Origin of the sequence: Paenibacillus sp. FSL R5-0475 (assembly GCF_038004585.1) — a bacterium.
Classification (GTDB): domain Bacteria; phylum Bacillota; class Bacilli; order Paenibacillales; family Paenibacillaceae; genus Paenibacillus_AQ.
In genome coordinates this window covers 4,256,247-4,271,468 of the sequence record NZ_JBBORK010000001.1, presented here as the reverse complement: position 1 = coordinate 4,271,468, position 15,222 = coordinate 4,256,247, and the positions used below count along the sequence as shown (strand labels likewise).

12 protein-coding genes and 1 pseudogene are annotated in these 15,222 nt (G+C 44.1%); 11 read left to right on the top strand and 2 right to left on the bottom strand.

Annotated features, from left to right (window positions below; all coding sequences use genetic code 11):
• Positions 1–79: 79 nt before the first annotated feature.
• On the bottom strand, positions 80–271 hold the full coding sequence (locus MKX41_RS19145) for a hypothetical protein (protein WP_340972674.1): 192 nt from the start codon (positions 269–271) through the stop codon (positions 80–82).
• Between the two features lie 84 nt (positions 272–355).
• Between MKX41_RS19145 and MKX41_RS19140 the strand changes: the two are divergent.
• The 3 genes and pseudogenes from MKX41_RS19140 to MKX41_RS19130 all read left to right on the top strand — a co-directional run.
• Positions 356–1,717, top strand: a pseudogene (locus MKX41_RS19140) (SMI1/KNR4 family protein); the annotation flags it as partial.
• A 42-nt stretch (positions 1,718–1,759) separates the two neighbouring features.
• Entirely contained in the window at positions 1,760–2,068 is a 309-nt protein-coding gene (locus MKX41_RS19135; protein WP_340974982.1) for an immunity 51 family protein, read from the top strand.
• 305 nt (positions 2,069–2,373) lie between these two features.
• Positions 2,374–2,838, top strand: a complete 465-nt coding sequence (locus MKX41_RS19130; protein ID WP_042191399.1) for a hypothetical protein — start codon at positions 2,374–2,376, stop codon at positions 2,836–2,838.
• 188 nt (positions 2,839–3,026) lie between these two features.
• Here the strand turns inward: MKX41_RS19130 and pdxR are convergent, their stop codons facing one another.
• Positions 3,027–4,457, bottom strand: coding sequence for a MocR-like pyridoxine biosynthesis transcription factor PdxR (gene pdxR, locus MKX41_RS19125; RefSeq protein WP_340972672.1), 1,431 nt, complete (start codon positions 4,455–4,457; stop codon positions 3,027–3,029).
• Positions 4,458–4,629: 172 nt separating this feature from the next.
• On the opposite strand from pdxR, the gene MKX41_RS19120 reads away from it, so the two are divergent.
• From MKX41_RS19120 to MKX41_RS19085, 8 genes are all read left to right on the top strand, one after another.
• Positions 4,630–5,178, top strand: coding sequence for a pyridoxamine 5'-phosphate oxidase family protein (locus MKX41_RS19120; RefSeq protein WP_340972670.1), 549 nt, complete (start codon positions 4,630–4,632; stop codon positions 5,176–5,178).
• A 245-nt stretch (positions 5,179–5,423) separates the two neighbouring features.
• Entirely contained in the window at positions 5,424–6,353 is a 930-nt protein-coding gene (locus MKX41_RS19115) for a phosphotransferase (RefSeq protein WP_076300484.1), read from the top strand.
• 294 nt (positions 6,354–6,647) lie between these two features.
• Complete coding sequence (locus MKX41_RS19110) at positions 6,648–8,312, top strand: extracellular solute-binding protein (RefSeq protein ID WP_340972668.1); 1,665 nt, start codon at positions 6,648–6,650, stop codon at positions 8,310–8,312.
• 89 nt (positions 8,313–8,401) lie between these two features.
• A complete protein-coding gene (locus MKX41_RS19105; protein ID WP_042191391.1) occupies positions 8,402–9,307 on the top strand; it encodes an ABC transporter permease in 906 nt (301 codons plus the stop codon).
• A 34-nt stretch (positions 9,308–9,341) separates the two neighbouring features.
• Positions 9,342–10,226: a carbohydrate ABC transporter permease gene (locus tag MKX41_RS19100; protein WP_042191389.1), complete on the top strand. Its 885-nt coding sequence runs from the start codon at positions 9,342–9,344 to the stop codon at positions 10,224–10,226.
• Positions 10,227–10,272: 46 nt separating this feature from the next.
• Positions 10,273–12,006, top strand: coding sequence for a sensor histidine kinase (locus MKX41_RS19095; RefSeq protein WP_076286024.1), 1,734 nt, complete (start codon positions 10,273–10,275; stop codon positions 12,004–12,006).
• A gap of 13 nt (positions 12,007–12,019) precedes the next feature.
• Positions 12,020–13,702: a response regulator gene (locus MKX41_RS19090; protein ID WP_340972666.1), complete on the top strand. Its 1,683-nt coding sequence runs from the start codon at positions 12,020–12,022 to the stop codon at positions 13,700–13,702.
• A gap of 92 nt (positions 13,703–13,794) precedes the next feature.
• Positions 13,795–15,069 (top strand): Gfo/Idh/MocA family protein, encoded by a 1,275-nt coding sequence (locus MKX41_RS19085; RefSeq protein ID WP_340972664.1) that lies wholly within the window; start codon positions 13,795–13,797, stop codon positions 15,067–15,069.
• Positions 15,070–15,222 lie beyond the last annotated feature (153 nt).

Here is a 15,222-nt window from a genome sequence, read left to right as displayed (position 1 = left end):
CAAAACAGGCGAGAGGGAAGCACCAATACTTCCTCCTCGCCTATTCGTGTTCATGCATTTTGTCTAGGGTTTATCCACTTTACTCCGGTGTTCCTTGGGTTAACCCATGGATATACGTGAGCGTCGGAGAATCGACGGCCCCTTGCCCCGGATTATAGGTGAAGGAGTACTCGATGGTATCGCCGTGTTGCAGGTTATTTACAGGGTAGGTATAGTTACCGTTCCCTGCTGGGGTCATGGCTACGTTTAGCTGCCCTATTTCGATTTTCAATACCTACATCCCATCTGGTAGAATAGGGAAAACCATATTTCTCTATATTCTAGTAACTTGATTATAAGCTTTGGGAGGTAGACCATGGACAAAGAACTAATCGCACAGCTGACACAGTGGCATGAAGATGATGAACACCAGAAGATTGTAGACACCCTGATGGCGATTCCTCCAGAGGACAGAGATTACGAGGTAGTCAGCAGTCTGGCAAGAGCGTATAACAATTTGGGACGTTATGAAGAAGCGCTTGGACACTTCGCGATGATTGCGGAACAGGGGCAGAATGACCATCTGTGGCATTTTCGTGTGGGATATTCCTACTACTATTTGAATCGATATGAGGAAGCAGTGAGAGTGCTGAGTATTGCCCATGACCTCGATCCGGATGATGAGAATACGGCCATGTTTCTGAAATTCAGCCAGCGCAAGCTACGCAAAGAACAACACGCCGCAGCCAGACAGGCAATCAGAGAGCAACATAATGATTCGGGGACGACTGCAACTCCTTTTGAAGGGATGGACCTCTCCGAATTTTGGAAAGATAGCGATTATGCGCTAAAAGAATATGTTTCTGCCCCGCCTACGGATGAGCTGATTGCTTCTGTAGAAGAAGAACTGGGTTACAAGCTTCCTGCCTCTTATATCAGTCTGATGAAGCAGCACAATGGGGGAGTTCCTTATAATACTTGTTTTCCGACGGAGGACGCGACCTCATGGGCTGAGGATCATATTGCGATTACGGGCATTATGGGCATCGGACGCGAGAAAAGCTATTCACTCTGTGGCGATCTCGGCAGCCCGTTCATGATTGAGGAGTGGGGGTATCCTGACATCGGCGTAGTAATTTGTGACTGCCCTTCGGCAGGCCATGATGTCGTGATGCTGGATTACCGGAACTGCGGGAGGGACGGCGAACCTGAGGTAATTCATGTGGATCAGGAAGATAATTATGAGATTACGTTCTTGGCCCAAGACTTCGAGACGTTTATACGCGGTCTGGTGAGTGATGAGGACTACGACACCTCTGAAGAAGATAAAGAGGAGGATTTGCGCAAAGTAGCCGTAGGCCAATTCTCGCCTTTACTTGCGAAGCTGTGCAGCCATGTGTCTGAGGTAGATCAGCTTGAGCAGAAGATCCGTAGAGTCTGTACCCGAATCGTAGAAGAGAAGGGACACTTTTCCTTTCATGCGGATGAGCTTTCTACTCTGATGTACGATGTGCAGTTCTGGCTGTACACAAGCTCTTATCCAAATACGAGCCGTCAACAATATCTGGATGTATATGAGGAAATGATCGCTTTTGGCGGCGAGTTCGGTCAAGGCGGGTATGCTCCGGGCTGGATCAGCGACTGGCTGGATGGGCGAATACGGGAAGGGCTGATTGTTCAGAAAAACGGGGTGCTTTGCTTCACGGATCAAGCCCGCTCTGAGGTCATTGCACGGCTGGATGCAGAATCCGCAGAAGAGGACGTTGCCCCTTTTATACTCGTGGATCAGCAAGGTGGAGGCATGTCTGTCATTCTAAATGTGGGTAGCTACCGATCGGAAGTGTTCGAGGCCCGGGCAGACGAAGGATTTGAAGGCAACGGGTACGATTGGGCTTCTTTGGCGGCTGTGTTTGTGAACGAATATATGCCTGAATGGGTAGATACGATTCATTTTGACCCGGAAGCGGATATGTTCTGTGCTTATTCGGAGAATAGCGAAGCTATTAAGCAGTTCGCGGCGCGGTTGAAGCAGGCCTGTGAAAATGAGACGTTGATCCGGGATCTTTTTTCCCGCGCGGAGCTCGATTGATCACAATAGTATTCAAGGGCTGGATCACGCAGAAGGTTGAGAGAATGCATCAGGTAGGAATCCGTTTCAAGGTTAGTTTTCGTTGGCACCAATATATGGATGATACGGTTTTTAGCTGACCGTCAGCATCTGCTGCAAGGATGAAGGCTATAAGTCTTGGCCGCCTTGCAGCAGGTGCTCTTTTTTAGAAAGTTACGGGCATAGATTTGAACATGTGAAGTGGATTATTTTTGATATAATATAGTTAAAATTTTAGTTATTGTATTCTATTGATAGGGAATAATGAGAGAAAAGGAGAGATGGAAATGACGTATATCGTTGATTTTAAAAATGTGTCTACGGTCGGAGTAGAGTCTTCACCCGTAGCAGAAGCGCTTGCTGGTTTACGTGCCAATGAAGCTCGTTATTTTATGAACAAGTACAAGCATGAATTTACAGTTGTCCCAGCTAGCGAAAGCCAGGAAAACCTTGATTATGTGAGCCGAATTTTAAAAGAAGAACGTAATATTGAGTTTGCGGCAAAACCTTTAGAAACATCGCGTTTTCAAGTGGAAAATATTAAATTCACTTATGTCTTTTATGAAGATGGACTTGAGGTTAATGTCATGTATACGGTTGATGATCCTAAGAAGCGAGCCGTTGGTTTTAAGCTTTCTGAGGGGATGGAGATACCAAAGGAGTTAGAAGAGAAGTTTAAATTTGCTAGGCAAAAGTCTAAACTAGCCGGTACAATCCGTGGCTCGTATTTTGTAATCAAAGGAGAGTACTAAAGGAGTAAGAATAATACAAGCCTCTATTCCGAGTGGCGGGATAGAGGCTTTATTTATTTGCTATCTGCATAAGCCAAGTATCTTAAAATGAGGGCGTAACCAAGGGATTCACGGTAACTGTAACCATCGGACCAAGTAATTTAAAGTCCATACTTTCTTTTAATTTATCTAATCCTGCGGAAATGATTTTACAGAATTATCTCCGCAAGGCGATGTATCCCCTGCTCAATTGATGCTTCATCTACTTTTGCAAACCCCAATACCCATCCCTTTCTTTTGCTATCCAGACAATAGGGTCCAAGAGGGTAAACACGTATTCCATGTTGTAGGGCTAAATTTGTCACAGTTTCTTCGTCGTATGATTCCTCAGCCTCAAGTAACATATGCAATCCTGTTTCTACTCCACTGAGTGTAAAACGCTCCCCTAAACCACTAGCCATAATAGCTTTTGTCATGACTTCGTGTCTTCTTCGATATACATTTCTGACTCTTCTCATATGCCGCATAAAATGACCATTTTTAATGAAATGGGTTAGTGTTAGCTGATCCATAATCGGAAGATGACGGTAAGTCAGCTCCTGTACCTTCGCTAGTTGAGCAATTGCCTCGACTGAACCTATAATAGCCGAAATACGAATGCCAGGAGCAATCATTTTAGAGAAACTCATGAGATACAAAGTATTATTGGATGCCTGACTAAACAACGTTGGCAGCGGCTCCCCACGATACCGGAATTCACTATCATAATCGTCTTCAATGATCCAAAACCGTTCTTGAACCGCTTTATGTAGCAATTGTTGCCGACGGGGCTCCGACATAACGACCCCTACTGCGCACTGGTGAGAAGGGGTGGCAAAGATCAGTTTGGATTGAGGGTGAATATGCTCCACCACTAGACCATACTCATCAACGGGAATAGGTACCACATTCATTCGTCGATATTTCATCGCCATCCAAGCAGCTGGGAAACCTGGATCTTCTACTGAAACTGTGTCCCCATCAGCTAAAAGCGACTGTGCGATTAAATCGATACTATGCTGAGCTCCTGAGGTCAACAGAATCTGATTAGTTTGGATATGTATGCCCCGTTCAAGGGATAAATAACGCTGTATTTGCTCACGTAATGGTGTGTAACCGTAGCAATTACCGTAAGCCCAGCTTGATAAATCCATTTCAGCAGATGCGTGGAGCAGCGATTGCCGCCAGCTTTTTTGAAATTGTTCATCCAAATAGGGTTCATGAGGACTGAAATCAATATCCACTTCTAGCTGTTCTTTACCTCTGAACCAGTCATGTAAATGATCAACAGCTGAGTCTAACAAGGAGAGTGAAGGAGGTGTGGGACCCTCTGTTTCTATTTCCTTCGTTGATACATTGAATTGCTTCCATCTACTAACTCGCGTTCCTCCTCGGCGAGAGGTGACTGTATAACCTCGACTTAACAATTCCTCATAGACGATTTGAATAGTTGAGCGTGAGACACCTACGATGTGAGCAAGTTCGCGGGTAGGTATTAGTAATTCTCCTGGCGCCCAGACTCCGCTAGTAATATTATGAATTGCTTGATCAAGCAATTGCTGCCAGATCGGTCTCTTATCATTACGAATTACTTTCATCATCGTACACACCTCCAAATAGAAGCCCAATCATAATAATATTAATTATGGATTGCTTTAAACGGTCATTTTTGGATATTTTAATGCAATCCATACATTGATATACTACCGTAACAACGCTGGTATTCGCAATTTGGTCGTTGCCGCACGCTAGAGTTAAAGGAGAGATATCGATATGAATTCGGTTCGTTACAAGAGCAGGGAATGCCTGGATCAAGAGAAGATTGAAAGGTTCCTTCAGCAAGCGAGATTGGGTTATCTTGGGTTGGCTGATGGCAATCTCCCCTATGTTGTGCCACTTAATTATGTATGGACAGAAGGGAAACTCTATTTTCACGGGGCTGGAGACGGAAGGCGTAATCAGGTGATGAGTGATAATTCAGAGGTGTGTTTTACGGTATGTGAGGAATACGGAACCATTACGGATCCGGTACCTGCGAAAACGGATACAGCTTATATGAGCGTAATGATATTTGGACAAGCAGAACCGATCACGGATTTGGATGAAGCCACTCATGTACTTCAGGAAATGATGAATAAGTATGTACCAGGTTACTATAATCGCCCCCTGTCCAAGCAGCATGTGGAGAAGTATAGATCAGCTGTATTCGGCGGTCCGGTTCAAGTTTATCGGGTCATTCCAAGCCAAATGACGGCAAAAGAGAGTCCTATTGAAGCTGAAAAAATGTATAAAAAGGACATGGATACTGAACGCCAAGTTTAACCACAAGATATGCTGGTTTCGTTAGAAATTTCATCAAAAAAAAAGCCTTTTGGAATAAAATCCAAAGGCTTTTTGTATGCTTATTTTTTTCAAGACCTTATTCAACATCATAATTGATCAGAAAGAAAAAGTCTATACTTTGGGCTGGATTTTATTTACTATTGTGAAGCCGGCAAAACTTAATCAATGGAGTGTTGTTAATGGACGTTACCTATCATCTCGATCAGGCCGACTTACAGGATTATATTGGACGGATTTTTGGCACCAGTTATTTAGTTACTCGTGTTTCACGAATGCATGGTGGCGCACAAAAGGTGGTCTACAAGATTGAGTGCAGTAATGGATTTTCCTGCGTTTTGTATGTGTGGGATCTTTCCATGAATTATTTTGAAGAAGAAAAAGCGAATGAAGATATAAATGAACAGTCCTATGGAAGTGATTTGTTTGAATTAAACAATAAGTATTTAACACAACATGGAATTCAGACCCCAGCACTTTATGATCTGAACAAGGAAAGAGATCGTTACCCATTTGATTATGCGCTTGTTGAATATATAGATGGACGTAAGGCAGAAACCTTTTTCCAACTTTCCGAGTTAGCTGCTCAAGATAAAGTGTTTCAGCAGTTGGGGGATATGCTTACTACAATGCATACCACCGAAAGGCAGATTTTTGGGAAAGCCAATGCTAACGAGATCAGTACAGAACAATGTCATTCATTACAAATGAAAAATACGAAAGTACAGCTAGCTTACGCCTCTCAGCATATGGAGAAGATCGGGTCTAATCAAAGTAAATTGCTCGATAAGTTGTATGAGCTTGAATCAAGAATTAAGCCTAGAAAGCAGTATGGATTTATTCATGGGGAACTGGGTCCTGACCATGTATTGGTTAATGATAAGCTGGAGCCCTTTCTGATTGATATCGAAGGAGCAGCGTTCTTTGATATTGAGCATGAGCATAGTTTTTTGGAGATGCGTTTTGGAGATTTCTATCGGTATCTTAAGAACGATAAGCTTGATCCGGATAGGCTGTTATTTTATCAATTGCATCACCATATATCATTAACTTCAGCGGGTTTAAAGCTACAGCATAGAGGATTTCCCGATCAACAATTCGCAAAAGGTCTAGCTGAATATCAATCAGAACGTGCGCTTAGGTTTATCGAAAAATGAAGAAATGGAAATGAAGCAAGAAGCGGCGCGTCATCTCTTGTCAAATATCGTGGGGAGCTGAATATTCGAGTTAATACACGGTAACGTTTCAACGAAGGGGGAGTCAACCTAACCTAGGGAGACTCCCTCTCTCTTGTGCGTTCTAGGGACAAGCCTGACGGTAGTCAAGAGGTGTATACGAAAGTAAAGACTAGTATATAGATGGGGGTCCTTTCCTTTCCTATACTAGAACTAGGAAGAGAAGTAGCATGAAGTAGATGCACGACCTATTTTGAGACAATGTGGAGGGGTAATATGAAGAAAAAAAGTAGAATACTTCTGATCGTCGCATTGATCCTAAGTTTAACTATCACGGCATGCGGCAAAATCACAAATGAAGGCGAGAAGCAGCCTGAGAAGCAGCCTGAGACACCTGTGGAACAAAAAAATGAAGTGATTGAAGTTTCAACAGTTTCGGCAAGCGATCAGTATCTCAAATTCGATGAGGGCGAAAGCTTTGAGAAGAACTCGGTCTATGATGCGTATGAGAAAGATATCGGTGTGAAGCTCACGAATAAATGGGTGTCCGCCGATGACGTTCAATTCAAGGAAAAAGTGAAGATGTCCATCGCCTCCAATGATCTTCCGGACTTCATGAAGGTTAATGCTACACAGCTGAAAGAGCTGACCGAAGCGGATATGATTATGGATATCACGGACGTATATGACAAGAATGCGACGGATGAGACGAAGGAATTCTTGTCGATGGATGGTGGAATGCAACTGAAGACCGCCACTTTCGACGGTAAACTCATGGGGATTCCAAGTTCTTATAATCCGTACCAGTATCAGTTCCTCTATGTACGTACGGACTGGCTGAAGAAATTGAACCTGCCGGAACCGAAGACGATGGCGGATCTCTTGACGATCGCAGAAGCGTTCAAAACAAAAGATCCAGGCGGCACTGGGAAACCGTATGGAATTGTAATTAGCAAAGATCCATTTAACAACCAGTCCACAGCTGTTACAGGACTAATAGCATTCTTGAATAGTTACCATGCTTATGAAAATCTTTGGATGGAAGACGGAAATGGCAATTTGGTCAACAGTGACATTCAGCCTCAAGTGAAAGACGCACTTAAGGCGCTGCAGGAAATGTTCAAGAAAGGATTAATTGATCCTGAGTTCGTCGTTAAAGATGTGGAGAAAGCAGCAGAGCTCCTCTATAACAACAACGCAGGTATCGTATACGGCCAGTCTTGGGTACCGGCTCAGCTCGCTAAAGGCGCAGTAAAGGATGGTAAAGTCGTACAAGAGTGGGGCGTATTCCCGATTCCATCGGTGGATAGCGAACCTGCACTATCGCAGATAGGTTTGGGTGTTGACGAATATTATGTTATCTCCAAGCAAGCGAAGCATCCGGAAGGCGTTATTAAATTGCTGAACCATTGGATTGTCGTGGATAATCATCCGACGCCAGAACAGAAAGTGTATGAGTATGGTAAAGACCTGAAGGAGAAAGGCAACAACTACTGGCTTCTAAGCCCGCTTCGTGTTGGTAAACAAAAGGATAATAACGGTGAAATATTGCCAAAAGCGATCGAGAACAAAGACGAGAGCATTTTGGAGACGAAAGATCAAAAAACTCGTTACGAGCGTGCCATGAAGTATGTTGACGGTACCGATATCAACATGTGGTGGGAATATCTGATCTCAGGTCCAAAAGGTGCATATTCACTTATTCCTGAAATTCAGAACAATAAACAGTACCTACAAAACAAATTCTACGGCGCACCGACTCCAACCATGGCAGATCGACAAGAAATCCTGAAGAAGAAGCGGGATGAAGTATACTTCAAGATTATGATGAATCAAGTATCCGTGGATGAATTCGATAAATTCGTAGAAGAGTGGAAAAAGCTTGGCGGCGACGAAATGACCAAAGAAGTCAATGAATGGTACGCGACTCACAAACAATGATAGCAGGAGAATCGAGGGGTTGAACACAAACGACCTCTCTTTTCTTTAACCTAGTTCTTCATTTTTAGTCCTATAGCGAGGTGGATGGCATGAATGTATTAACGCGTATGTGGAAGAGGGAGTGGCCACTTCACTTGATGTTGGTTCCTGGGATCGTATTGGTCCTCATCTTCAGTTATATCCCGATGGCCGGCATTATGATGGCCTTTCAGAAATACGTACCGAATAAAGGGTTGTTCGGCTCACCATTTATTGGTCTTAAAAACCTTCAGTTACTGATGGATTACCCCGATATCGGCCGGATATTCTTCAATACAGTATACATTGCGGTGATGAAAATTGTAGCAGGTATGATCGTTCCGGTCACCATAGCGATACTTCTGAATGAGCTGCGGAAAGAATGGGTCAAACGGACCTTCCAGACGCTCGTGTACTTGCCGCATTTTCTATCGTGGGTCTTGTTAAGCGGTATTCTAATCGATGTATTGTCTCCATCTTCCGGTATTCTCAATCAAGTGCTTGGCTTGTTTGGTATAGACCCTGTTTTTTTCCTGGGAGACAACAAATGGTTCCCTTATGTCATGGTCATATCGGATGTATGGAAAGAGTTCGGATTTGGTACGATTGTCTATCTGGCTGCGCTTACCAGTATTAATCCGTCACTGTACGAGGCAGCGGAGATCGACGGCGCAGGACGCTTTAAGCAGACGTTACATGTGACGCTGCCGGGGATGCTTCCTATTATCGTTCTCATGTTTACGCTTAGTATCGGGAATGTACTGAATGCCGGATTTGATCAAATCTTCAACCTATATAGTCCTCCGGTCTATGAAAGCGCGGATATTATCGATACCTTCGTATATCGTATGGGGATTGAGCAAGCACAGTTCGGTTTCGCTACGGCCGTAGGACTGCTGAAATCCGTCATCTCTTTCATATTCGTATCTATGTCCTATATCTTAGCCTATCGTGTAGCGAATTACCGCATTTTCTAATGCTATCGGCGGTAATTCAGAAGGGAGACACATCGTGCGTACTAACAGATCATTCGGAAGAAAATTGTTTTTGATATGTAATTTTATTTTTCTGGCATCCGTATCTTTGTTATGCCTCATGCCTATTATTCATATTTTGGCGCTCTCGTTCAGCTCCGGGCAGGCAGCATCCGCCGGAAAAGTCATCCTGTGGCCAGTTGAATTCACAACGGCTGCTTATGCTAACGTATTTGGAAAACCTGAATATTTACGCGCATTCTGGGTATCGATTCAGCGGGTCCTTATGGGAACGACAATCAGCATGTTCCTGACGATTATCACGGCCTATCCATTATCCAAAGATTCTCGCCAATTTCGGCTGCGGACCTTCTATTCATGGTTCTTCGTATTCACGATTTTATTCAGTGGCGGGCTTATTCCAAACTATTTAACCGTGAAGAACCTTGGGATGCTCGATACAATCTGGGCTTTGGTGCTGCCAGGAGCGGTCACGGTGTTCAACGTTATTCTGCTGCTGAATTTCTACCGCAGTCTGCCCAAAGAACTTGAGGAATCTTCGCTGCTCGATGGGGCGGGTCAATTTACTACCTTATGGAAAATATATGTGCCGCTATCGTTGCCGGCATTGGCAACGACAGGTCTTTTCACTATGGTGGGGCATTGGAATAGCTGGTTTGATGGTATGATTTACATGAATCATCCCGAGAATTATCCGCTGCAGACCTTCCTGCAGACGATCATTATCAAAATGGATTTCCGCTTTATTAAACCTGAGAGGGCAGAATTAATGATCAAATTGTCCGATCGTACGAGCAGGGCAGCTCAAATATTCGTAGCAGCATTTCCGATTCTTATCGTGTATCCGTTCTTGCAGCGGTTCTTCATTAAAGGAATTGTGATGGGGAGTGTCAAAGAATAAAATAGGGCACTCAAAACTATGACATTGCATTGCAGGAGAACAAACGATGAAAATCCGATTCTTGATTAAAGATTCCTCTATATTCCAGAAAATAATGGCTGCCTTTCTGGCAGCCTTGTTTCCGCTCATGGCGATTACCTGGTTGATTAATGAGAAGGGTTCGGACAATATTCGGAGTGAAATTTCCGAGTCTATTCTAAATACGACTCGCTTCTATCTGGATTCACTCGACAAGGAAGCAGACCGGATCAGCCGTTATTTGCCGAACTATGTGATGGACAAAGACTTGATGGAAATTGCAACTACAGGCAATTACATGAGTTATTACGATCGTGCGCAAAAAATATTAGATATCCAAAGACGGCTTGAATTGATGAAGAACTCAAGTCCATTTATTCAAGAAGCAAGGGCGTATATCCCTCTTATCGACCGAACGATTCTTAGCAATAAATTTGAAACTTCGATGAATAAGCAGGAATATGCTTCTATGCAGCAAAACAAGAGATTATACGAAGAACCTTTCATTTACTGGAACGATCGATTATTTATTTCCATGCAATACCCCATTAATACCGTTAAAAATCCGATTTATATCGTAGCGGTTGAATTATCGACTATCAAAATCAGAGAAACGTTATCTCAAATCGGCAGCTCGCGTGGTGGACAGAGCGTATTGCTCAATCTGGAACGTGGTTGGGAGATCGAGAGTGACATGGATCCGGAACTGCTGGAACAAATGAAATCCTTCGCTGCGGATAAGCGGGAATTGCAAAAAGACGAAGGATACGAAACGATTATGTATAATGGTAAGCGGTTTCTTACGGTATATAAATACTCCAGTCTCTGGAATTCCTATTCGATTATGTGCATTCCCGAAGAGACGATTTTGGGTTCTCTTGAGATCTATCGAACATTGTTCTGGTGGGCTTGCGCGCTAGCTGTGGGTATTGTCGTTTTCTTCTCCTACTTTCTATTACGATTTATCTATCGGCCATTAATGAAACTTGTGCATTCCTTTCGGCGCGTTCAGCAGAATAGGCTGGAACCGATCGTGATCGATCGTGGAGCAGATGAGTTCGGGTATTTGTACCAAGCTTTTAATAATACGATCCGATCCTTGAAAACACTAATCGAGGAAAATTACGAGCAGCAAATCAGGAACCAGCGTTCCGAACTGAAACGATTGCAATCGCAAATTAATCCTCATTTTTTATATAACTGTTTTTTTGTATTGTGCCGGTTAATTAAATCCGAGAATCAGAAGGAAAAGGCTTATCAATTCTGCCTGTACATCGGACAATATTTTCAGTTCATTACTCGTGATGACGAGGATGATATTCCGCTGGGGCTGGAGGTCAATCATTCTCGCACGTATGTAGACATGCAAACCATATGTTACGGAGACCGTATTCAAGTCAAGTTCGAAGGTGATGTTCCCGATCTCTTCGTGCCGAGGCTGATTCTGCAGCCGATCATCGAAAATGCTTATAAGCATGCCTTGGGCAATATGATTCAGCAGGGTGAGCTATGGGTTCATTGTGAGCGGGTGGGTGATGTCTTCTCCATCTATGTCGAAGATAATGGCCGAAGCATCTCCGATGCGGAGATCGAACAGCTTCAGAAGCGACTGCGTCAATCCACCACTCGGATGGAGGAAACAACCGGAATCATAAATGTGCATCGCAGAATACAGCTGCGGTACGGTGAGGAATATGGCATTACAGTGTCACGTTCTGCTCTTGGTGGACTTCAAGTAAGAATCAATCTAAGCGCGAACTAGAGGAGGAATCAGCATGTACCGACTGCTAATCGTCGATGACCTTCCCATTATTGTCGATGGTCTTCTGGAGCTATTCAATGAGACCGATCATTTACAACTCGAGGTTATGAAGGCATATTCAGGTGAAGAAGCACTGGAGGTACTGTCTCATCATCGTATTGATATCGTGATTTCCGACATTAAGATGCCTGGACTGGAAGGGATTGAGCTGCTTCGGGAAATCAAATCCCAGTGGCCGGCCTGCAAAGTTATTTTCTTAACAGGATACAATGATTTTCATTATGCTAAGAGCGCAATTACGTACGGTGGGTTCGATTATATTCTGAAGGTCGAAAGTGATGAGAAAATTATTCAGTCCGTAGAACGGGCGATTGAGAAAATTGAAGAAGAAAATAACCAAGAACAGATGATCGCTAGAGCGCAATCCAAAATGAGACTGGCATTGCCCTCCCTGCAAAAGGAGTATGTGTGGGAGCTCTTTCAAGGCAAGCATGTATCGGATAGCCAATTAAAGCAGGCGTTCAAAGAAATCGATATCCGGCTTGATGCGACATTGCCGGTTTACTTGCTCATAGGCAGGGTAGACGCATGGAAAGAAATGTTCACGACGCCGGATAAAGCGTTATTGACTTACGCCGTACAGAACATTTGCGATGAGTATTTGTCCACGCAGGTCAGATGCTATTCCGTTGTATTCGAGTTATCCAAAATCGTCTGGATGATTCAACCGAAAATCCCGGATGGATCGTCTATCGAATATGGGGATCAGGATTGGATCAGAGCTCATCGGTATACGAGCGGAATTCTGGAGACTGTGCAGGGAAATTGCAAGCGATTGCTGAGTTTATCGGTTTCTTTCCTTCTTGGAAGTGAAGCAACGACATGGGATAACATATCTGATCGGTTTCACTCGATCAAATACGGCCTGGTACAAGGACATGGATTATTTAATGAGGTCATATTGACCGATAAAGACATTCAAAGAGAAGTGAACGGTGATCTGAGTGGGAACTACCACGATGCCTTCTATCACGCCCGTGTTCAATTGCTGATGTCTTGTCTCGAGAATAATCATCGGGAGCAATTCAACAAGCTGTATGCCGAACTAACGTCCATTTGGAATGATGAAGAGTCGCCGAATGAGCGGAAGATCGAACTGTATCATTCGCTTTCAGCTATTTTTCTGTTCTATATCCATAAGAATCGGGAAATTCGGGATTACATCAATACGCTGATGGATCTGGATAAGTTATATCGCTATGGAGATTCCGCATCATGGTCGGAGCTGATTCAATACTTCTCGCAAATGGCGGATTGCTTCTTCGAATGGAATGCGCTGCGGGGTACGCAATTGCCGACAGAGGTCGTGAATAAGGTACATCGATATATTGAAGAACATATTTCCACTGATATTTCCTTAAATGCGCTGGCCGATTACGTGAGCTTGAATCCATCGTATTTGTCCCGACTTTATAAGCAAATCACTGGAATAGGGTTATCTAAATATGTGAACGACTATCGTAACCTGATTGCCAAGGATATGCTGCTCAACACATCGATGAAAGTGAATGAAATTGCTGCTGCCCTGGGGTACAACTCAGCACTTGCGTTTATTCGCTTCTTCAAGAAGCAGAACGAAACGACGCCGCAAGATTTCCGTATGACAAGGATCCATATACAGAATCAAGGTCAATAAATGTATATGAAATGTCAGTAACGATCTCTTTTGCCTCCGTTCCTACCGCCTTACAATGGAAGTACACTAGGTGCGCAAGAGGAGGAGTAGTCTTGAGAACATTAACAGCTGTATTACTTGGCGCTGGCAGTCGAGGAAGATATATTTATGGGCCCTACGCGGAGAAGTTCCCGAATGAATTAAAGATTGTTGCCGTAGCTGAGCCGGATGATGAACGTAGAAATCGATTTGCAGAGATTCATAGAATTGCCCCAGAACATGTCTACGATTCTTGGGAGAAAGTATTCGATCAGGGTCAAATGGCGGACGTGATGATAATTGCTACGCTCGATCGGATGCATTATATACCAGCGATGAAAGCGATGGAGCTAGGCTATCATGTCATGTTAGAGAAGCCGATGTCTCCTTCCATGGAAGAATGCATCGAATTGGAGCAAGCTTCGCTTCGGTATAAGCGATTGCTCGTCGTAACTCATGTCCTGCGATATTCCCCGTTCTGGTCTGGGATCAAAAAATGCATCGAAGACGGTGAACTCGGAACGATAGGTACGATTCAATTAACCGAAAATGTGGGCTACATGCATATGACACACAGTTATGTCCGCGGGAATTGGCGCAATTCGGAGGAGACGAGTCCCATGATCCTGGCCAAATCATGCCATGATCTGGATCTCATCTCATGGCTTATGAATCAATCGTGTACAAGCGTGAGCTCGTACGGATCATTACTGCATTTCAGGGCGGAGAACGCTCCGGAAGGCTCCGCGGATCGCTGTATCAACGGCTGTGAGGTTGAGAAGGAATGCGCCTTCTCGGCGATGAAAATATATATTCAGCCCCCGGAACACCCTTGGGCACGCTATATGACGAATGATTTGTCGCAAGAGGGGATCTTGAAGGCGCTGAAGGAAGGACCGTGGGGTCGCTGCGTGTATCGCTGCGATAATAATGTCGTGGATCACCAGGTAGTCAACATGGAGTTCGAGAACGGAGCGAATGCATCGTTCATCATGTCAGGGCTGACACTGAGCGGCACGCGCCGGGTTCAAATTATGGGAACACAAGGCGAGATCATCGGGGATATGGACAAAGGATCTTTCACGCTGTACCGCTATGTATCGGGCGAGAAGGTTGAGATTGGCTGCAATGTGGAAGGCGATGGCCATGGAGGCGGCGATGACCGTATGGTAAGCTCATTCCTGCGGAATGTGCGTCAATTCGACAACAATCCATCGGAAGGTTTGACCTCGGCGACGGCATCCCTGCAGAGTCATTTGATCGCATTCGCGTCGGAACATTCGAGATTGAACGCAGGTCAGGCGGTCAAGCTTTCGGACTTGCAGAAGAAAGGACAAATGTCTGTATAAGATCAAATGATACTAGGAAGCCTCTTTCGAAGTGATGGGATGCCGTCATGGAGAGGGAGGTTTTTTAGTATGTATTTGATTCAAGAAATCGAGTCAATATGGAAAAGGTTTTTCGTTACATAATCTCAAGGCATAATAAAAGACCGCTCTACT

What these genes read in the sequence shown, in the direction of transcription:
- MKX41_RS19130 (WP_042191399.1), top strand. Translation starts at nt 2,374, where the DNA reads ATGACGTATATCGTTGATTTTAAAAATGTGTCTACGGTCGGAGTAGAG.
- pdxR (WP_340972672.1), bottom strand. Translation starts at nt 4,457, where the DNA reads ATGATGAAAGTAATTCGTAATGATAAGAGACCGATCTGGCAGCAATTG.
- MKX41_RS19120 (WP_340972670.1), top strand. Translation starts at nt 4,630, where the DNA reads ATGAATTCGGTTCGTTACAAGAGCAGGGAATGCCTGGATCAAGAGAAG.
- MKX41_RS19110 (WP_340972668.1), top strand. Translation starts at nt 6,648, where the DNA reads ATGAAGAAAAAAAGTAGAATACTTCTGATCGTCGCATTGATCCTAAGT.
- MKX41_RS19105 (WP_042191391.1), top strand. Translation starts at nt 8,402, where the DNA reads ATGAATGTATTAACGCGTATGTGGAAGAGGGAGTGGCCACTTCACTTG.
- MKX41_RS19095 (WP_076286024.1), top strand. Translation starts at nt 10,273, where the DNA reads ATGAAAATCCGATTCTTGATTAAAGATTCCTCTATATTCCAGAAAATA.
- MKX41_RS19090 (WP_340972666.1), top strand. Translation starts at nt 12,020, where the DNA reads ATGTACCGACTGCTAATCGTCGATGACCTTCCCATTATTGTCGATGGT.